At 43.7% G+C, this 23,316-nt stretch carries 11 protein-coding genes, 1 tRNA gene and 1 pseudogene; 8 read left to right on the top strand and 5 right to left on the bottom strand.

The window, feature by feature from the left end; all coding sequences use genetic code 11:
• Positions 1-100 precede the first annotated feature (100 nt).
• Both BST85_RS10025 and BST85_RS10020 read right to left on the bottom strand, forming a co-directional pair.
• Positions 101-1,107 (bottom strand): annotated as a pseudogene (locus BST85_RS10025) (isoaspartyl peptidase/L-asparaginase family protein).
• Complete coding sequence (locus BST85_RS10020; protein ID WP_104813111.1) at positions 1,104-4,040, bottom strand: GH92 family glycosyl hydrolase; 2,937 nt, start codon at positions 4,038-4,040, stop codon at positions 1,104-1,106. Before BST85_RS10020 ends, BST85_RS10025 begins: the two are co-directional and overlap by 4 nt.
• A gap of 105 nt (positions 4,041-4,145) precedes the next feature.
• Here BST85_RS10020 and BST85_RS10015 point away from each other — a divergent pair, with 105 nt between their 5' ends.
• Complete coding sequence (locus BST85_RS10015) at positions 4,146-5,372, top strand: metallophosphoesterase (RefSeq protein WP_104813110.1); 1,227 nt, start codon at positions 4,146-4,148, stop codon at positions 5,370-5,372.
• A 55-nt stretch (positions 5,373-5,427) separates the two neighbouring features.
• Positions 5,428-5,724, top strand: a complete 297-nt coding sequence (locus BST85_RS10010; RefSeq protein ID WP_104813109.1) for a thioredoxin family protein — start codon at positions 5,428-5,430, stop codon at positions 5,722-5,724.
• On the opposite strand, the gene BST85_RS10005 is transcribed toward BST85_RS10010, so the two are convergent.
• Both BST85_RS10005 and BST85_RS10000 read right to left on the bottom strand, forming a co-directional pair.
• Positions 5,725-6,360: a polysaccharide deacetylase family protein gene (locus tag BST85_RS10005; RefSeq protein WP_245917677.1), complete on the bottom strand. Its 636-nt coding sequence runs from the start codon at positions 6,358-6,360 to the stop codon at positions 5,725-5,727.
• A gap of 5 nt (positions 6,361-6,365) precedes the next feature.
• Positions 6,366-9,794: a glycosyltransferase family 117 protein gene (locus BST85_RS10000; RefSeq protein ID WP_245917676.1), complete on the bottom strand. Its 3,429-nt coding sequence runs from the start codon at positions 9,792-9,794 to the stop codon at positions 6,366-6,368.
• A gap of 148 nt (positions 9,795-9,942) precedes the next feature.
• Here BST85_RS10000 and BST85_RS09995 point away from each other — a divergent pair.
• Positions 9,943-10,015 (top strand) — tRNA-Gln (locus BST85_RS09995).
• A 675-nt stretch (positions 10,016-10,690) separates the two neighbouring features.
• Here the strand turns inward: BST85_RS09995 and BST85_RS09990 are convergent.
• Positions 10,691-11,350, bottom strand: a complete 660-nt coding sequence (locus BST85_RS09990) for a response regulator (RefSeq protein WP_104813107.1) — start codon at positions 11,348-11,350, stop codon at positions 10,691-10,693.
• A 145-nt stretch (positions 11,351-11,495) separates the two neighbouring features.
• Between BST85_RS09990 and BST85_RS09985 the strand changes: the two genes are divergently transcribed.
• The 5 genes from BST85_RS09985 to BST85_RS09965 all read left to right on the top strand — a co-directional run bounded on the left by BST85_RS09985 (position 11,496) and on the right by BST85_RS09965 (position 23,251).
• Complete coding sequence (locus BST85_RS09985) at positions 11,496-15,074, top strand: ligand-binding sensor domain-containing protein (protein ID WP_104813106.1); 3,579 nt, start codon at positions 11,496-11,498, stop codon at positions 15,072-15,074.
• Between the two features lie 1,206 nt (positions 15,075-16,280).
• Positions 16,281-18,458 (top strand): glutamine synthetase III family protein, encoded by a 2,178-nt coding sequence (locus BST85_RS09980; protein ID WP_104813105.1) that lies wholly within the window; start codon positions 16,281-16,283, stop codon positions 18,456-18,458.
• Positions 18,459-18,576: 118 nt separating this feature from the next.
• Positions 18,577-19,905 carry an ammonium transporter gene (locus tag BST85_RS09975; RefSeq protein WP_104813104.1) on the top strand — a complete coding sequence of 443 codons (1,329 nt, stop codon included), beginning with the start codon at positions 18,577-18,579 and terminating at the stop codon, positions 19,903-19,905.
• 31 nt (positions 19,906-19,936) lie between these two features.
• On the top strand, positions 19,937-21,496 hold the full coding sequence (glsA, locus tag BST85_RS09970; protein ID WP_104813103.1) for a glutaminase A: 1,560 nt from the start codon (positions 19,937-19,939) through the stop codon (positions 21,494-21,496).
• A gap of 1,098 nt (positions 21,497-22,594) precedes the next feature.
• Positions 22,595-23,251 carry a WD40 repeat domain-containing protein gene (locus BST85_RS09965; protein ID WP_104813102.1) on the top strand — a complete coding sequence of 219 codons (657 nt, stop codon included), beginning with the start codon at positions 22,595-22,597 and terminating at the stop codon, positions 23,249-23,251.
• The last annotated feature ends 65 nt before the right edge of the window (positions 23,252-23,316 follow it).

The raw sequence follows: 23,316 nt of genomic DNA, 5'->3' as shown, positions 1-23,316 counted from the left end.
ATATTACAAAATTTTGAAGTAGGTCCTTTTGGCGTTAAGTTTTTCTTAGCGCTTTATTCATTTCAAATATCTGATAATCAGATATTAATATCCTATGAAGCTAGGAGTCTATCGCGTGATCTGAAGGATAACTTTCGTTGCTATTGTCTCGGTAACATGTAACAGTAAACCCGGGATGAATAGAATAAGAACCCGTTTCTCCTTGTTTATTCATGGCGATATAACCCACCTGGAAGTCCTTGTAATTCGGGTTACCTTTTAAAATACGGCCTATGGCTTCTTCGCAGGCCTGTTGCGGGCTTTTGCCTTGTCTCATCAATTCGACGATCAGGAAACTTCCCACAGTCTTTAGTACTTCTTCGCCCAATCCAGTCGCCGTTGCAGCGCCGACCTCATTATCAACGAATAAACCGGATCCGATAATGGGTGAATCCCCAACTCGGCCGGCCATCTTGTAAGCCAGCCCGCTAGTAGTGCAACCTCCAGCAAGGTTTCCGTCGGCATCTCTGGTGAGCATCCCAATGGTGTCGTGGTTCTCAATATTTATAATCGGCTTGTATTCCGATTTGACCTTCCAGTCCTCCCAAGCCTTTCTCGAAGCTTCTGTCAGTAGGTCCTCAGGTTCAAACCCTTCGGCAATGGCAAATTGCCTGGCACCCTCACCAGCAAGGAGTACATGAGGGGTGTCTTCCATAACCTTTCTGGCTACCGAAATGGGATGTTTAATGTCTTTAAGATAGACCACGGCTCCGTAGTCTCCCTGACTGTTCATGATGCAGGCATCCAGGGTTACATATCCATCCCTGTCTGGGAGGCCTCCGATCCCAACGGATTGTCCTTCTGCATTGGCTTCTTCTACACGGCAACCGGCTTCCACCGCATCAAGGGCATTACCCCCTGATCCAGTACCTGCCAGGCACCGGCTGTGGCATTCTTTACATTCCAGGTAGCGATGGCTACTGGTCCGCCTGGATCCTCCGTTGTTTCCTCCTTGGCAGGAGCAGCAGCATTTTCTTCTTCACCGCTTTTACAGGCCAGTGCGTTTGCTCCGGCAACCACCCCCAGGCTACTCAGGGATGCATTCTGAATGAACTTTCTTCTTTTCATGGTTGTTGGTTTATTCCGATCTCATCGACAAAGAGCCAGGCTTTTCCGTTGTGGGCTGCCCCCAGATGCCAATCGGGTAGATCGCCAAAATTACGGGCATGTACCTTGAGGTATCTGGCCTTTTTGGTTGGTATGTCGAATTGAATGCGTTTGATCTCACTTTGATCCGATGGAACCTCTGCCGCAATTTCGACAGTCTGATCAGGTTCCAGGAAACTAGTACTATCAGACAGGCTGATGTCCACTTTCGTCGGATAGAAGATCCAGCTTCGCTGATCCTGAAGGAAGCCTATCCTAACAGAACTGATATCCTTGACCTCTCCGAGGTCGATCACCGCTATTAGGTCGGTGTCCTGGTAACCCTGCCAAGCTCCGGTTCTGAAGTCCTGACCGCCGGTTTGGCCATTGATAAGGGCTTGTTGCCCACCTCCGTTATATTGGTTGGCATATTCCGTTTCAAGGGTTATTTTCAAGTTGGGATCGATCTTTCTCAATCGGGTTCTACTTCTGGGACTCTCAAGATCCCCCAGACTGGCATAGGTAGACAGCCAGGCTTCTTCCTTTACTGCAATGGGTCCATCATAGATTTCAAAAACATCTTGGTCGTCTAGGCGATAGAAGATCCGGGCATCCTCCTGAATGGATTTTAGCTCTATCTGAGTCATTTCCTGGAATGCCAACTGACCAGAAGAAATAAAAGGAAGGGCAACAAATTGAGCGTCGTCAACTTCAGCCAGAGGCGTCTGCTCAGATTTGGTCCCCCAATTGGTGGGTTCTTCTGAGAGTTGGAAAGTCAATTCGCCACCAGCCATAATCTCCTGATGAGTGATATAGGTCCGGTTCAATTCCGTTCCGTTCAACGATACATTCTTTATATAAGTTAGGTCGCTAGCTTTTGGTGCAATAATTTGGAAGATGTTCCCATTCTCCAGTTGGATCTCCGCCTGTTCAAATAAAGGTGATCCAATAATATATTGATTGCTTCCGGGAGTAACCGGATAGAAACCCATTGAGCTCAGCACATACCAGGCACTCATCTGGCCACAATCTTCATTCCCGGAAATTCCATCGGGAGTGGGAGTGTATAATTCCGTCAGGATCTGTTTCACCTTTTCCTGGGTCTTACTCGGTTTGTTCAAGTAATTATACAAGTAGGCCATGTGATGGCTGGGTTCGTTCCCGTGTGCGTACTGACCGATCAATCCAGTAATATCTGCCTGATCTCTGCCCGAGGTTTGGCTTTGGGCAGTAAAGAGTTTATCCAGGTGGTCCTCCAGGCCTGCTTTCCCGCCATGAAGGGCAATCAGTCCACTTATGTCATGTGGTGCATAGGTGCTGTACTGCCAGGCGTTCGCTTCAGTATAATTAAAATTGACTTCATAGGGGTCGAATGGGGAGAACCAACGGTTGTTGATCCGACCTCTTAAGAATTTAGATTTCGGGTCGAATAAGTTTCGGTAAGCCAAGGCCCTATGGTTGAAGTAACTCGCATCCTCCTTCTTCCCAAGCGCTTCGGCCATTTGGGCAATGGTCCAATCGTCATAGGCGTATTCCAGGGTTTTGGACACCGATTCGCTTTCTCTTTCCACCGGGATGTAATTGAGTTCTTTAAAGGCCTCCAGTCCCAATTTATCTTGCATGGCGCTGTGCTTCATGGCTTCGAATGCCAATTCGGCATCAAAACCTTCAATACCCTTTAGATAAGCATCCACAATCACTGGGACTGCATGATAACCGATCATACAACCCGTATAGTTCCCGGCCAGGTCCCAAATAGGCATGATCCCGCCCTCTTCGTACTTGGCGAGGAAGGTATTGATGAAATCGACCGTTCTCTCCTGCTCGATGATGGTGTACAGGGGATGTGCTGCCCGATAGGTATCCCACAAGCTAAATACAGTGTAGTAGTTAAAATCTTCCGTTTGATGTATCTCCAGGTCCATACCCCGATAACGGCCATCAACATCCTGATACAGATTTGGGGCGATCATGGTGTGATATAAGGCCGTATAAAAGTTGGTTAGATGGTCTCTATTGGAAGAGCCCACCTTGATCTTATTCAGTTGTCGATTCCAAACCTCTGTGGCTTCATAATGAACTTGTTCGAAACTTTTGTCTCCAATTTCCGCTTCCAGGTTTTTTTGGGCACCGGTTACGTCCACAGCAGAGATCCCAATGCGCACAGTGACAGGATCGTTGTCTGGATTGACAAAGGTAAATCCGCCCATTCTGTCCCGTCTGTCCGGATCACGATGGAAGAAGGTCGGGCTCTCAAAGGGATGTGAAAACCGAATGTAGAAGTAGAGATGTTGATCCTCGGCCCAGGCTTTGGAGCGTCGGAATCCTGAGATCTCCCGATCGGATATAGTTTTAATGTCAAAGTCTATCAGTTGATCCCGATGTTCCAGATCCAAGATGAGGTGCTGGTTCTCTGAGGATGGATAGTTGTAACGATGTATGCCCGCCCGTTCAGTGACCGTCAACTCTACCTCAATCCCGGTGGAGTCAAGAAGGACGTGGTAGTAGCCTGGTGATGCATCCTCATTTTCGTGACTAAATCCCCATCGATATCCCGGTCTTCCGTCTGCTCCGTTATGAAAGATCAAACTGTCTGTAGGCATCAGCAAAATATCTCCATAGTCACTTACTCCCGTACCGCTGAGGTGAGTATGGGAAAATCCATAAATGTATTGGTCGCTGTAATGATAGCCTGAACAGCCATCCCAGCCCTCCAGACGAGTATCCGGACTAATTTGAATCATCCCAAACGGCATGGTTGCACCGGGATAGGTATGTCCATGACCGCCGGTGCCAATGAATGGATCGACGTAAGTCGTTGGATCAGAAATGGGTTCGGTAACTGCTGTGTCTTGCTCTTTCTTGCAACTGATCAGCAGGAAAGACAATACGAGAAATCGGTAGGTGATTGACATGTGTCGTGATATGGTGAAAGATACAAAATCACGTTAAAAAATCGTAAAGGAACCCCTATTCCCGCGGGTTTCCAATTATCTTTACCGACCAACTTGATCGGGAGTATGCTACGCTGGATAATTTTTATTGCGATCTATATAGCGATCGATATTTATGCCTTTCAGGCTTTACGGACCCTGACAAGGACTAATTGGATTCATTGGCTGTATGTTGTGGTATCTGTGACGGTCCTTGGGGCCTTCATTTATCAGATAACAACTGGTCCGTCCAGGGTAATGAATCCGGCAAGAATGTACACCTTTGGTTTGTTCATAGCCGTCTTCTTACCCAAGTTTCTTTTAGTCGCCTTTATGTTTGGCGAGGATGTATACCGAGTCATTGCGGCCTCTATATCCAAGTTAGGAGGAAGTGACAAGGGCTTTTTTATTCCTTCCAGACGTAAGTTCATCAGTGGAGTAGCTGTCGCTTTAGCGGCCATCCCATTTTCTTCCCTTTTGTTTGGAATGGTTCGTGGAAAGTATAACTACAAGGTGCTGAAATATTCTTTGGAATACGATGATCTACCGGATGAGTTCGATGGTTATACCATTACTCAGATCAGTGATGTTCACAGTGGGAGCTTCGACAACCGCGATAAGATCAGTTATGGGATCAATCTGATCAACGAACAGGCTAGTGACTTAATTGTCTTCACTGGGGACCTGGTCAATGACGCCGCCGAGGAAATGATGCCTTGGAAGGATCTTTTTGGTCAACTGAAGGCCAGAGATGGTGTCTATTCTGTATTGGGGAATCACGATTACGGTGATTATCGTCAATGGGAATCTCAGGCAGCCAAGGAAAAGAACATGCAAGACCTGAAAGATCTCCAAAAAGAAATGGGTTGGAACCTTTTGCTCAATGAGAGTAGATTCATCGAAAGAGGAGGCGAGCGACTGGCCTTGGTCGGTGTGGAGAATTGGGGAGCCGGAGGTTTTAAAAAGGCCGGCGATCTGGCAAAAGCATCTCAGGGGCTTACTCGAGACGATTTCAAGATATTATTGAGTCATGATCCGTCCCATTGGAAGGCCGAGGTTTTGCAGGATGACAGGCACTTCCACCTTACGTTGAGTGGTCATACCCACGGGATGCAGTTTGGGATTGAGATCCCTGGACTGATCAAGTGGAGCCCGGTAAAATATCGCTATGAGCAATGGGCTGGAATTTACGAAGATGTGGGCCGCTTCATCAACGTTAACCGCGGGTTTGGCTTTATCGGATATCCTGGCCGAGTCGGAATTTGGCCCGAGGTAACCGTTATTCAGCTCAAAAAGCGCAGGGCCACAGCCTAATCCCTTGGAAATACTATATTTGTAGGTAGCATTCAACCTTAACACTTCGAATTAGATGTCAAAATTTGGCGAATTAATCGAAACGCGTGTTCCTGTCCTGTTGGATTTCTATGCCGACTGGGATGATGCCTGCACCGATATGCATGCGGTTTTACGCGATGTTGCAGCGGCCTTAGGGGATAAAGCGCGCGTCATCAAGATCGATATCGACAAGAACAAAGAATTGGCCGAGGCCCTGCGGGTCAAAGGATTACCTACCCTGATGATCTATAAGAATGGTGAAATGAAATGGCGTCAGAGTGGCGAGCAGGATGCCAATACTTTGATCGGGCTGGTACAAGAGTTTGTTTGATCAATCGATCGCCTTACAGCTCCACCCTTTTTTCTGAATAAACTCTAAAGTCCGAGGCAGGACGTATTCTAATCTTTCCCTGGCTTTCACGCTATCGTGCATGACCACGATCGAGCCAGGACTTAGGTGTCTTTTTACTTGTTTCCAACAATATTCCGGGCTTTGGGACGGGTCAAAATCTCCACTCAGGAGATCCCACATCACAATTTTATACCCCTGAGCAATTAAAGCACGTCCCTGTCTTTTTTTTATTCTCCCATAGGGAGGGCGAAAGAGCTTGGACCTGTTCGTACCAAACCGATCCAACTCGGCTTGAGCTTTCAAAATATCTTGAAGGTAGGTCTCAAACCGAGTGTCCTTTCCATTGAGATGAGAGTCGGTGTGATTACCCAACTGGTGTCCTTGTTTTATTACTTGCTGAAGGATTTCGGGATGTTTCCGGACATTGTTCCCAATACAGAAAAAGGTTGCCTTGGCGTCGAACTTTTGCAACTCCTGCAGTACCCAAGGCGTGACCTCGGGAATAGGACCATCATCGAAGGTAAGATAGACGCTGGAATCATCTTGTATGGACCACAAATAGGCTGGCCACATCTTTGCGGCCAATGATGGGGTCTTAAACAAGTAGCGTCTCAAACGTTCTAATTTGCCGAATCGGTGCCCGTGCTGTCTAGAATTCCATCGAAGATGTCTGCTTCTGCCTCAGTGGGTCCACCGGGCTCGTCTATTTGTTCGTCTCCGTAAAATTGGCGGAATAGTTTCAGATAGCCATTAAACTCTGCAGCTTTGGCACGTCCATATTGCTCTTCATCAAAGATGATCACGATATCGATCAGGCTGCGATAACGTTCCATATTGGAGATCACCTCGTCCGCAACACCGTATTGTCTGCTCAGTTCCAATCCGCTGTAATAGCGCAAGTACTGCTGATAGATGGCGGCTACCTCTTCGAATACTGCTCGTGCTTTTTCCGGCTCGTTCAGCTGATAATAATTCAGCACAAACGGTTCCAATAAGGAGTAGTATTCAAAATATTTGACCGGCATTTTCTCCATGCCCAGATCAAGAATCTCGATCGCCTTTTCTTTCTTGCCTTCTTTTCTTAAGGCTTCTGCTAGTCGGGCCAGATTTGAACGATAGGTGATTCCATTACGACGTGTTTCTGTGTCGTGGTAGATGAGGTCGGTACCGGCATTACCCCAATCCCAGGCTGTCACGATATCGTACATCTTGTCGGTATCAATTCGGCCCATATCAAAAGGGTTATCCGGGTCGATAGGTGTTCTGATCGGAACCAGTTTGTACACCACACCCTCCAATTGAAGGTAGTCTTTCATCCAGATATAATCGTCATCACCAAAGGCTCCACCTGAGAAATAAATTGGTCGATCCCAGTTGTTGTTGGCGATGATGTCCAGCATCATCATCCGGTTCTTGTACATGATGTTCCCAGAAAGATTGATGTCAATATAAGGAACGATCTTATCCGCGTCCTCTGGTTTGACGATACCACTTCGCAAGACGGCTTCCTTGTCTACCGGAATTCGGATATTCTTGGTAGGGAATGAGTGTGCGAATTTACCTGAGTTCAGTTCTACCTGGGTAGGGCGTTCGTCGCTGGCAACCCAATTCATCCAGGTGTTGATATCCAGTGTATCTCCGTTTCGCTTCAAGGTCTCGATATCCGTCCCGTTATTCACCAGGAATCGGATCTCTTCTGCAGCGCCGGGATTCCTTCTACGGAAGTCTTCCAGGGTCATCTCTCCATTTTCTACGCGTTCGAAATCGCCTATGGCCTTGTTAAAGTCCGTACCATGATAGAAGATGAAATCCCTTGTGCCCGTTCGATACTGCTCATGAGTCAATTGTGATGGGATAGGATCGCTGGTAAAGGCTTTCTTCTTCATGTCGTCTATATACCAGTCGGTCACGAACAAGGCGGTACATACAACCCGAATATCCTGGCGATATTGCTCGATGTTTTGTTTGTACCAGAGCATAAAGGTGTCGTTGTCTCCAATGGTGAATAAGATGCCATTTTCTGCGCAACTGTCCAGGTACATTTGCCCCATACTGTTGGCTGTATAACGATTAGAACGGTCGTGATCGTCCCAGTTCTGTGTTGCCAGTAAAACGGGGGCTGCCAACAAGGTAGCTCCAAGTACAACAGGTAGGGCCAATTTTGGTTTGATGTAATCTTTGACAACTTCGAAAAGGGCATATACACCAAACCCGATCCACATAGCAAAGACATAAAAGGATCCTACCACAGCGTAATCCCGTTCCCGGGGTTCGAAAGGCCGCTCATTGAGGTAAACCTTGAGCGCAAGTCCGGTGAACAGAAAAAAGACCAACAGCACCCAAAAACTCTTCTTGTCGTTCTTGAAGTGAAAGACCAATCCCAGAACCCCCAGGATCAACGGTAGGAAATAATAGGTGTTACGTGCTCCGTTGTTGATCACCGGATCTGGAAGATCGTCCTGGGATCCCAGGCGCATCTCATCCAGGAATTTGATCCCTGAGATCCAGTTTCCGTGTAGCATGGTTCCCTGTCCCTGCACATCGTCCTGGCGACCTGTAAAATTCCACATAAAATAACGCCAATACATATACGAGAACTGGTGCTGGAACATAAAGCTGATATTGTGCCAGAAACTGGGTTTTTCCACATCGAAGAATTGCCCATAAGTCTGCAAGAACTCATTGTACTGGCCCTTGTCAACCAGTCCTTCTCGGTAGGCCTGTTTGAAGGCATTTACCTCATCGACCAAACGCTGTTCGCCCCGGTATTGCCGTTTAATGGAAAACTCCAGACCATCTGTATATTCCAGGTAATTGGCGGCGTGTTCCGAACTCCACATCCGCGGCAAAAATGCTTTGTGGGCATCGTCCAGGTTTTGACCGGCATTCTTATAATCGTTCACGACCACATATTTCCCAGCCTCTACGTCTTTCTCGTATTTTGGTTTATCATCCTTGTACGGATTTCTAGGGTCCAAACCAGCGTAGATCTCCGTAAACTGAGGGCCATAGAATAAGTGGGTCTCCGGGTATTGTTCCCGGTTGTAATAAGCAAGAAGTTCTCTGGCGTTGTTCGGGTTGTTTTCGTTGATAACAGTCCCGGCGTTGGCCCGAATGGGTAACATCAACCAGCTGGAGAAACCAATGAAAATGAAAAGAATGCAAAGTAAGCCTGTATTCAGATTCACATAGTCTTTCTTCCGGGTGTATCTTAACCCAAAGAAGAACAAGGCAATGAAGAACAGTCCCGCAATAATAGAACCGGAATTGAAAGGAAGACCAACTTGGTTGACAAAAAATAGTTCCATTCCACTAAAGAACTTCAAGGTCAAGGGGAGTAGTAGCTTAAAGATGAACAGTAGTATAGCCACACTCACCACATTGGCGATGATGAAATTCCTGAGAGTAATGGTCTTGTAATTCTTGAAATAGTAAAGTAGTCCAATAGCGGGTATGGTAAGCAGCCCCATAAAGTGGATACCAAAGGATAAGCCAACGATAAAGGCGATCAATACCAGCCATCTGTTGCCACGCGGTTGGTTCATCTCGCGCTCCCAGCGTAGCCCGCAATAGAACAATACAGACATGATAAAAGCCGCAGACGCATAGACTTCTGCTTCTACAGCGCTAAACCAAAAACTATCCGTAAAAGTGAAGGCCAGTGATCCGACTGCCGCGCTTCCCAAAATGGCCTTGGCGTGATTTGTAGTGATCTCTACATGTTGTCCCACCACCGACCGTAAGAGTAGCGTGAGGGACCAGAACATAAACAGTATCGCGAAAGCACTGGCAAAAACAGACATCAAGTTGATGGTCAAGGCGATGCTGTTCGGGCTCATTGCAAAAATGGAGAAAAATGCTCCGAGTAACTGATACAGCGGTGCACCTGGTGGGTGAGCTACTTCCAGGTTACTGGAGGTAGCGATGTATTCACCTGCGTCCCAAAAACTGGCCGTTGGCTCGACAGTGAGCCAATAGGTGAGCAGGGCGATCCCAAAAACCGACCACCCCAAGATGTTATTCCATTTGTTGAAATTGAACGAATCCATGCACTTAGCGGATAATGATTGGGGCGAATTTACTAATAATATAAGTAGTTGGATGATAAAATATTCCTAAGGATGGCGCCTCTTTTTTTGGCTAAATTTGTTTGTGCAACTGAAAGTTTCTACTAAATTTGCATCCGCATTATGGTATTGGCCCATGGTGTAACTGGCAACACGTCTGATTTTGGTTCAGAAGAGTCTAGGTTCGAGCCCTAGTGGGCCAACGCAAACCCTCCGAGATTTTCGGGGGTTTTTTTATTGCTAGGCTCTCACCTGCCTGCGCACCACCTGGCTCCTCATTTCAAAAGGTCCACTGGACCTTTCGACTTCTTCGAAGACATTCGGCCCGGTTCGAGCCCTAGTGGGCCAACAAATTCAAAAAAGGTCTCAAACAAAAGTTTGGGGCCTTTTTCTATTCCTATGGATCGGGCTCTCACGCCCTCCCGCCAGCTGGCCCTTCGCTAAAAATGTCCACTGGACATTTTTTTAACGCTCGGTCCCCTAGTGGGCCAACAAGTGTAATTTTATAGACCCTGTAAACATTGAGTTTGCAGGGTTTTGTATTTTTAAATGGTCAGAAGTCCGATCTAGATCCATGGAAATGTTAGAGCGTTAATACTTAACTTGTCTCGGGAGGGGAATGACACTCCTAGCTGGAAGAGTTGGACGATCAAACAATGTGGTCGAAAGACCGATGAAAGGCTTTTACTTAATTGGAGAGGCTTTTTTTGTTTCTGCTGCTTTTGTGAATCTACACCAGAAGGTCCATGCCGAATGGAACGTTCTAGAATCAAACCTTTAACTTGTCTTGGGAGGGGAATAGGGCCTCGTTGGTAGAGGAGTTGGACGATTAAACAAAAAGGGTCGGAGAGTCTTCTATCGATTATTTTAATTGACTTTTATTCCTCTTGAAATAAGTCAGGGCGCAACAACACGAATTTAAGGAGGCTGTTGGCACCGGAGAGTCCCAATTTTTTACAAATGTTAGAACGATGGTTTTCGACCGTCTTAATACTAACAAATAATGATTCTGCGATCATTTTACTGGTTTTTTGCCGAGCCACTAATTGGAGAATTCGCATCTCCGATGCAGTGAGCTTGTCGGTGAGCTCTGTTTTCGAATTGTGCCCACTATCGGTAGATTGTTTCACTAAAAACTCAGACAAAGAAGGCGTGATATACATTTTGCCATCCGCTACGGTTTTTATACAGTTTACCGTGTCCTCTATCGCATTGTCTTTTAAGATATAACCCTTAGCACCACAGGCAATTGCCTCAGAAAAGATAGCATAGGAACTATTCGAAGTTAAAAATATAACTTTAGCATTGGTGTGAGCAGCTTGTAACTCTGCTGCCACCTCCAATCCAGATTTTAAAGGCATATCAATGTCGAGTAATACAATATCAGGCTTACATTTACTCGCAACATTAGCTACTTCCATACCGTTACTGAGGCTGGCAACTACGTTTATTCCGGGCTCTTTACGAATAATTTCCATTAATCCCCGTCTAAAAATGGGGTGGTCTTCGGCAATAAGGACTTCTATTATTTGGGTCATTGGTCAGAGCTCTGTTAATGAGCTTTTAATGGGATCCATATTTAATTTATAATTCCTTTATTTGGATAGTAGAAAGATACCTTTATTATGAATAGTCTTGTAACAGTGGTCTTTCAAAAATAGTAAACTTAATTATTTGATTCCTATGGAGTCCCGCAAATATGGACTTTTTCCTCTTTTTCTTATAGCGCTATTCTGTCTGTCATGTGGAGATCGGGATCGAAATGACAGCCTGTTGCAGGATGCAACAAACCAGTCGGATGTGAGCAACGAGCCCCTTGTACTGCAGCAAGACAAGGATAGCGCGGGAATCGTTAACCATTTTGGTACTATAATTCAAACGGGTAGTCCACTGCGCATTCAGCCCGAGATAATTAAAAAGAGTGCTTTAGCCACTGCCAACCCAGTTGGCATTGGGGTATTGGCTCCAAATAAATTGGAAGAAAACAGCATCCCTTTTTCAACAACTAAAAAGAGCATTCCTTATAAACTCCTTCTGGAGCCTAAAAATAACAGCTCACAAGACTCGCCTTGGCTGCTTAACGGGATTGGAGACACACTTCTCACAGGAGTGCCTCTTTCTTTGGCTGGAGAGCGTATATTAAGGAAGCAGCTTCCACGAAAAAGAGCACTTTCACCTAAATATAAAAATACAAGTATTCCTTTCGATATAAAGTCACTTGATGTCACTGGAGGAATGCTTACCTCTTACGTTTATTGCGTATTTCAAGATTCAAAAAAACGCATTTGGGTAGGCTCCTACAATGGTCTCAGTATGTACGATGGTCAAAGTTTTACGCACTATACCAAAGAACAGGGCTTGGCTTCAAATTTCATATGGAAAGTTTCGGAAGATGTCAACGGTCATATTTTAATAGGTACACGTGGTGATGGTACAGAAGGAGGCCTATCCATTTATGACGGTCTATCCTTTACCAATATCAGTGAGAAAGAGGGGCTTCCCCATCATTTTGTTACCGACATTTATCCCGATAAAGACGGAGGTTATTGGCTTGGGACCTACCAAGGTGCTGTCTACTATAACGGATTTTCTTTTACCCTTTTCACAACTTTCGAGGGTCTGCCCCACAATAGAGTGTATGCCATTACGGGCGATGAAGAAGGGAATATATATTTTGGCACCGAAGGAGGGTTGGCTATCTATAACGGAAAAAATTTTAGGCTCCTGCAACAAGCGAACGGACTCCAGAGTGAGAGTGTACGAGCACTTTTCATAGATTCTAAATCGGCTTTATGGATAGGGAGTCAAAAAGGTGTTTACCGTTACACAGAAGATACCCTTTATACGTTTGCCGATACACAAGCCAGGATGGGGATGATCACGGCTATTGTAGAGGACCATGATGGTTCCATATGGATCGCTTCGAGTACATCGGGTATTTTTGAATATCGAAATAATCAATTTTATCGCTATGGAGAAAAAGAGGGATTGGTTAGCGATGACATCATAGAGCTTTATGTCGATACAGATAACCACCTTTGGTTTGCTTCGGACGGAGGTGGACTTGGAATCTTTCGGCATGATTCTTTTTCTTACCTAACCCCAAAATCTGGAATCGTTGTCCCTGGTTATAAGGCTTTGCTCGAAGACCGACAGAATAATGTTTGGATAGGGAGCGATTCTGGGGGAGCTTCGGTAATTAAAAAGGATGAATTGCTTTCTTTTACCACCCAAACAGGACTCTTGTCAAATAACATCACCGATTTGGCAGAGGATGCTCAAGGAACTATTTGGCTTGCAACGCGTGAGGCACTTAGCGCTTATAATGGTACTCACCTAACCAATTATACCACCGAGCATGGCTTATCGAGTGCTTCTGTAAATTGTGTTTATGTCGATCAACAGAATCACATCTGGGCAGGGACTGCCGAAGGAATTACACTTTTTAAAGGGGATGAAATTCATTATTATAAAGAAGAAAATGGCTTTTTAAATAATACCGTTAATGATATTACTGCCGACAGTACCGGGATTATTTGGATGGCTACAAATGCGGGTTTGGCACGATACGATGGTGAAACCTTTACGTATTACGGTGAGGGCGAGGGGCTAAGTGAAAACACCATAAACACCCTTTTTGTCGATACCGATGGATTGCTCTGGATTGGTACCCTAGGTGGTGGAATTTCAACCTTTGATGGGGAAAAATTTAATTCCTATACCACTAGTGATGGTCTCTCCGACAATGTAGTTTGGGCACTACAGCAGGATTCCAATAAGAGAATCTGGGCTACAACGGAGAAAGGGATTACTGTTTTTACTCCTAACACAGTTGCCTCCAATTCTTCCACACCGTTTTCAATACGGTCTTACTTTGAGTCGGATGGACTTCCGGAACTCTCTTTTTTTGGTGGAGATGCCCTCTTAGACAGCCAAGGAACCCTTTGGCTCTCGAATGTGGTGAATATAACCAAGAAAAGCCCTGAAATGTTGAGAGAAACCCCTGCCGTTCCTAGTCTTTTTTTAAACAGGATTGAACTCAACGATACTTTTTATGACTTTAACGCAATAGAAAACCAGGAGGGCTTGCCATTTACATTTAGCAAGACTTTGCCCTTCTACAATCTGCCCTTGGATTTAGTGGCACAGCCTTCTCAAAAACAATGTTCGTTTTTCTTTTCGGCAATTGACTGGATCGCTCCACATAGTGTTCAATTTAGTCATACAATAGAAGAGCTGGAACAAGGATGGTCTAAACCCAGCTACGAGAATAAGGCCGATTATAGAAATCTGAGTTATGGCTCGTACACATTTAAAGTAAAAGCGATGGGCGCTTCTGGGATCTGGAGCCCGGAATACACCTATAGATTTAAAATCCTTCCGCCCTGGTGGCACACTTGGTGGGCCCGAACTTGTTATGCTTTTTTAGTGATACTGTTGTTATATTCTTACGTTAGAATGCGCTTGCGTACCTTAAAGAAAAGACAGCAAGAATTGCTAAGTCAAGTAAGGGTTGCCACTAAAGAAATACGGCAACAAAAAGAAGAGATCGAGTTACAGAAGGAGGATTTGCAGGAGGCCAATAACATGAAAAATAAAATGTTTTCGGTAATTGCGCATGACTTACGAGGCCCATTTGGACAGCTTAAAATGGGCTTGATGCTTCTTGAGCAGGGAGATTTGAGCAAAGTGGAACGCAAGGAGATAATCTCCATGTTAGGACGTGACCACGAAAATACCAGTGCTCTACTGGACAACCTTTTAGAATGGTCTATAGCGCAAAAGGGAGAAATGATTTTTGAACCTTCCTCACAGCAAATACAACCACTTGTAGCCCAAAACATAACCCTTTTCAATAAAGAAGCAAAGCGCAAGGGAGTACTTCTTTCCAATAAGGTGCCATCGTCTTTGAAAGCCTATTTTGACCGCAATATGGTGCAAACGGTACTTCGAAATTTAATTTCGAATGCGATTAAATTTACAACGGCCGGAGATCGTATTACCATAGAGGGTAAAATTATGGAGGGGACAATTTGTATAACCGTTAAAGATACAGGTATCGGAATACCAGAGGAAAAAGTCAAGAAACTCTTTAAAAAGAATAAAAACTTTACCACTTACGGAACGGATAACGAAAAGGGTTCAGGTCTGGGGTTGGAGCTCTGTAACAGTCTTATTCTCAAAAATGGGGGAAGTATCCAAGCTTTCAGTGTTGAAGGAGTAGGTACGACCATTTCCTTTACATTGCCCACGACTACTTAATTGTTTTTAAATGGAGCGACTCATGCTCTATTAAACCGCCTGTAGCGGTAAAGAACGAGTGGTGGACGGACGGTTTTTTAAGTAGAGATGCAAGCCGTCTAACAACATAATCGCACCTAATTTCCCAACATACCACTGGGCCATATTTCTTTTTTGGACACCATCTGTTATATTGTTTTAATGGGATGTTGGTTTCTCATCAAAAATCAACTGTTTATGGTACTCTGCAACTACCCATTATGTGGGTAAGTATTCTATTTGTCCGTAGCAACCTTTCTCAATAATTAAAACCGGACCTAGTGCTTATAAAACATTCTACGCGTTCCCTGTAAGGAAATAGTTTGACCGTATGATTAAAGAATCTGGATTCTGGGGGGTACTACCTATGTAAAATGAGGAGTGCTCTCTATTTCCGAGCACTGGAGTGCTACATACTTTTGCACAAAACAAAAACGAATAATTATGTATACAACAACACGCACAAGTGCTTCAACCAGTAACTTGTTTTTAGTTAAGCACAACAATGTAAAGCAACAGCATTCCGGGAATCCTATTTGTAACGCAATTTTAACTCGTTCTCATGGAGTCATATGGAATAGTAAAAGACGCTACAGATAACGCATTGAGTATTGACCTTATTTGTAAACCAATTCCATTATGAAAGCTAAAGATGAACTTTACTACAGGATATGGAGTCTTGGAAAAGACTTCGAGGCGCAGTTAAATTACATCAATCACTGTAAAGCTTTAGCGGCCAGTAAAAAGAGATGTGATAAAACATACGCTTGATTTTGGAACATCCAGCCAGCTAACCGATAGAAATTGGCTCTAACCAGACGATTTACAGCATGATGTTGTTCTCAGTATGCAATTTACACAGACATATTGATGCTGTAAATAAGGATGATGAGTACTTCTTAATTCGTGGTAAACAGACCGGGAGTTAACGGGACTTTTGTAGATCTAGCGCTCCCCAATAGACTTGCTGTAATGGATACAACCATCTGCACCTATCTCAATTTATGATAGGTCCATTTTAGAATACCACGAACTACTTTCAGTACTCTAACAGATAGATTTAATAGGGGTAAACCCCTAGACAAAATGAGTGTTGCTGCCTATTTTAAGCTATTTACAAGCAACCTAGTTTTGTTCCTGTAAAAGAAGTATAACGCAAATATTTAAAACTATAATAACTGTACAATCATGAAAAATACTAATCCGATTAGGACACAACAAACACAACAGGATATGGCATCATTTCCAACAAAGATCTCCGATATTTTTGGGCAAGATGTTTTTAATACCGATGCCATGGAGGCATATCTCGACGAAGACTCCTATTTGGCAATGATTAAAGTAAAGAATACAAGCAAACGCTTAGATAATCGACTATTAGAATCTATTGCAGATGGCATTAAAAAATGGGCAATGGATAAAGGTGCAACACATTTTACACATTGGTTTCAGCCATTGACTGGGGGAACTGCAGAGAAGCATGATGCATTTTATAAGCCATCGACAGATGATCAAAAAAAGGGTATTGAAGGTCTTACAGCAAGTGAACTACTGCAGAGAGAGCCGGACGCCTCGAGTTTTCCGTCTGGAGGGCTTCGAAATACTGCAGAGGCCAGAGGCTACACCATATGGGATCCAAGCTCTCCTGTATTTATCCTAAAGACTAAAAATGGGAAAACCTTGTATATCCCTTCCATTTTTGTTTCGTACGCCGGAGAATCCTTGGGAAATAAGGCGCCCTTATTAAAATCGTTGAGAGCACTAGAGAAAGCGGCGATTCCTGTTTGTCGGTATTTTGATCCAGCGGTTACCAGCACCATAGCTACCTTAGGCTGGGAGCAGGAATACTTTCTAATTGATGAAGCGTTGTTTAGAAAACGGCCAGATTTGGCATTAACAGGAAGAACGTTAATTGGTGCAGCATCGGCAAAAGGGCAAGAATGTGACGATCATTACTTTGGGGTAATTCCCGAACGCGTCGAAGATTTTATGAAAGCCTACGAAATGGAGAGTCTTAAGCTTGGGATTCCTGTACTTACAAGACATAATGAGGTAGCTCCTTCACAGTATGAATGCGCTCCCGTTTACGAAGAGATGAATGTTTCAACAGATCATAATTTGCTGGCCATGCGTGTTTTGCAAAATACTGCGAAGAAATTCGGACTTCGTGCGATTTTGCACGAAAAACCATATAAAGGACTCAATGGTAGTGGAAAACACAACAATTGGTCCATGGCTACCAATACAGGAACCAACCTATTAGCAGGGGGAAGTAATCCAGAAAGTAATCTTTATTTCTTAACGTTTTTTATCAATGTTATAAAAGCAGTAAGCACCTATGCAGATGTATTAAGAGCTAGCATTGCTACTGCAGGGAATGATCATAGACTGGGTGCAAACGAAGCACCTCCAGCAATTATTTCTGTATTCACAGGATCGGAAATGGCAGCCATTTTAGAGCGATTTAAAACCAATGGGTTGTGCAAAAAACCACAGGTAAAGGAAATGGTTCTGGAATTAGACGTTCCCAAAATCCCTTTAGCAACTTTGGACAAGACGGATCGTAACCGAACCTCTCCATTTCCATTTATTGGGAATCGTTTTGAGTTTAGAGCCGTAGGCTCAAGTGCGTCGTGTTCTTTGCCGATGACTACACTCAATACCATGGTAGCCGAGCAACTTTCCCAGTTTTATGTTTCGGTCGAGGATCTTAAAGAGAAAGGAACATTACAAGAGGATGCTATTGTTGAGGTATTGCAGCAATATGTGAACGAAAGTGAGGGCATTATATTTAATGGTAATGGATACGATAAACAATGGCAAGCCATGGCTCAGGAGCGAGGCTTAGCGAACATAAAGTCTACACCCTATGCATTGGAAGGGTTTAACTCAGAAAATGCAAAATCCCTGTTTGCCAATCAAGATGTTTTATCTAAACGTGAAACTCAAGCCAGGTATGAGGTGATGCAACAAGACTATATCAATAAAATACAAACCGAAGCAGATTCGCTAATTGATTTGATCCAAACTTATGTGCTTCCCTCTGTAGCTTCTCATTTAAAGGATGCATTGAACATAAGAGACGGCTTTACGGACATGGGGCTTTTTAATGCCGCTCAAACAGTAAAAAATGAATTAGAAGTTTTGGCAGATTTTCAAGATAATGTGCGCCTATACTTATGTGAATTAAAGGGTAATGTTCTCAAAGCGCAAGCCATTAAAGACACTACCCGGAAGTCCAAATTTTATGCCGATCAAATACAGGTTTTATTCGATCCAATTAGGGAGAATGTCGACGAAATTGAAAAGTCAGTTTCCGATCAATCCTGGAGGCTTCCAAAGTATAGAGATATGCTATTTATTTAAAACCTATTCTAATGGCAAAAATACCTTTAAAAAAACAATATCAAGCTCGTTTAGTGCTGGCAAGAAGGCGAAATGATTTTGATGAAGTGATGAAATTTGAAAGAAAACTCAGAAAATTATGAAAACTAAAACTTATACAACAGCAATTGGGCTTTTTCTACCGATGGTAGGATTTGCCCAAAATGCCGAAACAACTATTAACAGTGGAGATACTGCTTGGATGTTGGTCGCTACGGCTTTGGTTATGCTCATGACCCCTGCAGGATTGGCCTTGTTTTACGGTGGATTAACACGGAGTAAAAACGTACTAAACACCATTGGGATGAGCTATATTGCTTTTTGCCTTGCCAGTGTTATTTGGATTGTGGTAGGCTATTCTTTGGCCTTTGACGGTGATGGATATATGCTAGGAAACTTGAAGAATTTATTGTTGAGAGATATAAAGATTACCGACACCATTGGCACTATCCCTACTTATCTTTTCGTCGCGTTTCAAGGCACCTTTGCAGCCATTGCAGTAGCCATTATTAGTGGTTCCATAATAGAACGAATTAAATTTTCTACTTGGATTATTTTTGCTTCGCTTTGGATTATTTGCGTTTACAGTCCCGTAGCTCATTGGGTTTGGGGCGGTGGCTTCTTGAGTAATTCTGGTGAGCTTGATTTTGCGGGCGGGACAGTGATCCATATCAATGCCGGTATTGCTGGCTTGGTGGTAAGCATGTTGTTGGGAAAACGCAAGAATTTTGGAACAGAAGAAAAGCCTTCATCGGTAAAACTTACTGTATTGGGTTCGGCCTTACTTTGGTTTGGGTGGTTCGGTTTTAATGCGGGTAGTCAGTTGGCGGCAGACTTTATAGCGGCCAATGCATTTCTTGTTACAAATGTTGCAGCTTGTTCGGGTGGTCTGGCTTGGTTGCTATTCGAATATAAAGACACACAAAAACCAACATTGATTGGAACTTCAACAGGAGTGATTTCGGGATTGGTGGCAATTACCCCAGCAGCTGGATATGTGGACGTTTTCGGAGCATTATGCATAGGAATTATAGGGGGGCTTGTGGGCTATTTCGGAGCGATTAAATTGAAGAAAATACTCAAATACGACGATACGTTAGATGCTTTTGGAGTACATGGTTTAGTGGGAATTGCAGGAGCGCTGGCAACAGGCGTTTTCGCCAACCCTGAAATTAATGAAGCAACGGGATTACTCTACGGTAATCCGGGTCAGCTTTGGGTACAATTAAAGGCTGTTGGGATCGTCGTTTTATTTTCGGCTGTGGGAACCTACTTGGTATTTAAAGCAGCGTCTTTGTTTAGTAAAGGAGCCAGAGTTACAGAAAGTATAGAAGACCATGGTTTAGATGTCATGATCCATGGAGAAAGAAGTTTTGATTATAAAGAGGAGGGCATTGTTTCCGACTTAAATTACAAGAAGTCGGCCTAAGCGCTTTTTGCTCGCAACACAAGAAATCATTATGAAAACAACAGACAACCTGCAAAATGCATCACTAAAGGATAGAATACAAACTGATGTAAAAACCATTTTTAGCAGCATTGACACAAAAAATGCAGGCTATATAACACCAGATCAATTGTGGCATTCTCTCGAGAGTAGAGGTATTTTAAGATCGGATTTTCGATTGCGTAACATACGTGAAAAGTTATCAAACGCGACCAAAACGGGCCAGAGAATTACACCGGACAAATTTCAAGATATTGTGCAGCATACAGCAATTGTGAAGAAAGCATTGACCGGTGATTTGGTCATATCGGACTTTTTTAATTTCGCTGAGGAAATGTGCAACATTTTTCGAGAGACCAAAGAGGTGAGGACAGGAGAAGTTGCAGACTATATTCCCCAATTGGCCCGGGTAGACCCTGACAAGTTTGGCTTTTCTGTATGTACGGTCGATGGACAAAGTTTTAATTTTGGAGATGCTCAAGAACTCTTTTGTCTTCAATCTAGCTGTAAACCGATTAATTACTGTATGGTTCATGATCAACTGGGAGAGCAAAAAGTGCATCAGCACATTGGGCGAGAACCCAGTGGACGTTCTTTCAATGAAATGGCGCTTAACAAAGACGGCTTACCCCACAACCCGTTGATTAATTCGGGGGCCATTATGAGTTGTGCTCTGTTAAAGCCCGAGCTAGATATGTCGGACCGTTTTGAGCATGTGCTTAAAACATGGGAGGAACTATCGGGTGGAATTAGACCCAGCTTCAATAACTCGGTATACCTATCCGAACGAAAAACAGCCGATCGAAACTTTGCTTTAGCTTATTTTATGAGTGAGAGTAAGGCGTTTCCTGAAAACACAAATTTGGTAGATACCCTGGAGTTTTATTTTCAATGCTGTTCTATCGAGGTGACGGCCTCTGCGATGGCCAACGCGGCAAGTACATTGGCCAACGGAGGAATGCAACCGCAAACAGGACAACAGATTTTTGATCCGAATACGGTTAAAAATTGCTTGTCTTTAATGAATTCTTGTGGGATGTACGATTTTTCGGGAGAGTTTGCTTTTACCATTGGCTTCCCGGCCAAATCTGGAGTTTCTGGAGCACTCCTTATTGTCATCCCTAATGTGATGGGTATTGCTATCTGGTCGCCGCGATTAGATCAACACGGCAATAGTGTGCGGGGTGTAGAATTTTGTAAGAAACTCACAGAGCGCTTCAATTTTCACAATTATGATAATTTGGTCAATAACGGGCGTAAAAAAGATCCGAGAAAGAAAAAATTTGAAACAAAAATTGATCATGTATTAGCGTTGATATGGGCTGCTGCCAATGGGGATTTAGATGAAATAAAACGTCTGGAAGCTCTTGGTGTAGACTTAAATGCGGCAGATTATGATGGCCGAACAGCCATGCATTTGGCAGCTTCAGAAGGTCAACTGGAGGTGGTAAAATACTTGGTTAGTAGAAAGACAAAGGCAGATCCAATCGATCGCTGGGGTGCTGCCCCTGTAATGGATGCCAAGCGCGGGGAATACAAGGAAATCGTCTCTTTTTTTGAGCAAGTCTTGTAGGGGTTGAATTAAAAAGCCTCCAAGTAAGAAGAGTAATATGAGCAATGGTTTGTTTCAGGGCAGCGATGGTTGAGAGTCTTAAAAAAGAACCCTATTTTACAGTTTGGACAGCTGTACCATACAAATGATGTGAATATCAACCTGGAACGCTTTTGGTAGAGTCTTGATCTGGCGGATCAAGATAGCCAGAAGATTGACTGTTGGAAATGACCGTACTGGTTATGGCTACACATGGTGCTTTTCGTTACCACAGCATGCTGAGCTTCTTTTTCTTTTTGGATTGCTAGTTAGGCTTTCTAGCCTCAGAACAAATAGAATCAATCAAGTAATTTTTGCTGTGGGATTCATTCTTCCCCAGTTTGAGAATTTTCGGAGCGCTAGCGAACCAATCTTAAATATTGATATTGCCTAATACATCAATAAACCGATAAACTTAATTCGTAGACCGAGTTCAAATCTTTACCGCGAAGTAATTAGCAGGAGCGCTTCGTTTTTACAACGCGCTGGCAGCATTTAGGGGAACTCTATTCCACTAAATAAAACGTCGTTCTGCACTAAAGAGCGAGTAGCGGTTGTATCAAAGCAAAATGTTTGAGCGATAAGTCGGGTTAGCAACCTGAAGCGATACGGCTAGGCAATTGATAATAATTGGGTACGCCGTATAAATCCAACCCATTGTATGTAGGCAAATCTTCCAATAATCGCTTATTGATATGGCTTGGCTAGATCGAGGTAGGGTATAATGTTTTTCAATAATCATAATCGACTCATTTTACCGATAATTTAAGTCAGCCAGATGTCAAATTTCCTTCAAAGCGATATCAAAAAGTTACACCTCATTTAGGGCCATTACCGCAGTCGAGCTCAATGCTGTGATTGGGGGTTTCTAACGACCGATTAAAGGGGTGTGAAAATGCTCTTTGTGCGATGCCATTATGCTCTACTTAACATGGGATAGTGCTTGCGAAAATTGATTTATCAAAATAATTAGGGGGTAACCCCTAGATAATCTGAGGGGGGCTCTCTATTCTATGGAGAGAGCTGCCGGTCTACTTTTGTCACTAACAAAAATTATAAAGCCTATTAAAACGAATTACAATGAAACAAGTTACTTCAATTTTAAAATTTCACCTTGCTTTTTTGGCGTTGGTGTTTTTTATGAGTATGCAAGCACAAACGAGCATATTGGTTAAGGATGGTCAAGACGCAGGTGATGAATTCGGTACCGCTGTAAGTTTAAGCGGTAACGGCCAAGTGATGGCTGTAGGAGCTCCTTACAACAGCTCAGGGACTTATTCAAATGGACAGGTAAGAGTTTATGATAAACAAAGTGGTTTCCAATTGGGGCCACCCATTAATGGGGCTTCTTTTGAAAGATCAGGCTCAACAATAAGTTTAAGTCAAAATGGGTATCGTATAGCCATAGGTGCTATTGGTAGTGTGCGTGTCTATGATTTTTCTGGATCGGATTGGATTCAAGTTGGAAATACACTGAATGGATATCAAGAAGGAGATTTTTTTGGTAATGCCGTTAGCTTAAGTGCTGATGGTACGCGTTTAGCAGTAGGTGCGGAAGGAAGTGATAGTAGTGCCGGTGAAGTGCGTATATTTGATTTGAATGGAAACACTTGGAGTCAAGTAGGCAGTCCAATCAAAGGAAATCCGAACTCTTCTCTAGGATATAGTGTTAGTCTAAGTACTGATGGTACTACGGTTGCCATAGGGGTACCGTTAGAAGCGTTAGAAGGGGGGTAAGTCCTACTGGAAAAGTACGTCTATACAGTATAATTGGTAATACGTGGGTACAAAAGGGTTCGGAT

The organism is Aureitalea marina (assembly GCF_002943755.1).
Lineage (GTDB): Bacteria > Bacteroidota > Bacteroidia > Flavobacteriales > Flavobacteriaceae > Aureitalea > Aureitalea marina.
Note: the sequence above shows the minus strand (reverse complement) of the source record. Positions and strands in the feature narration are given on the sequence as shown.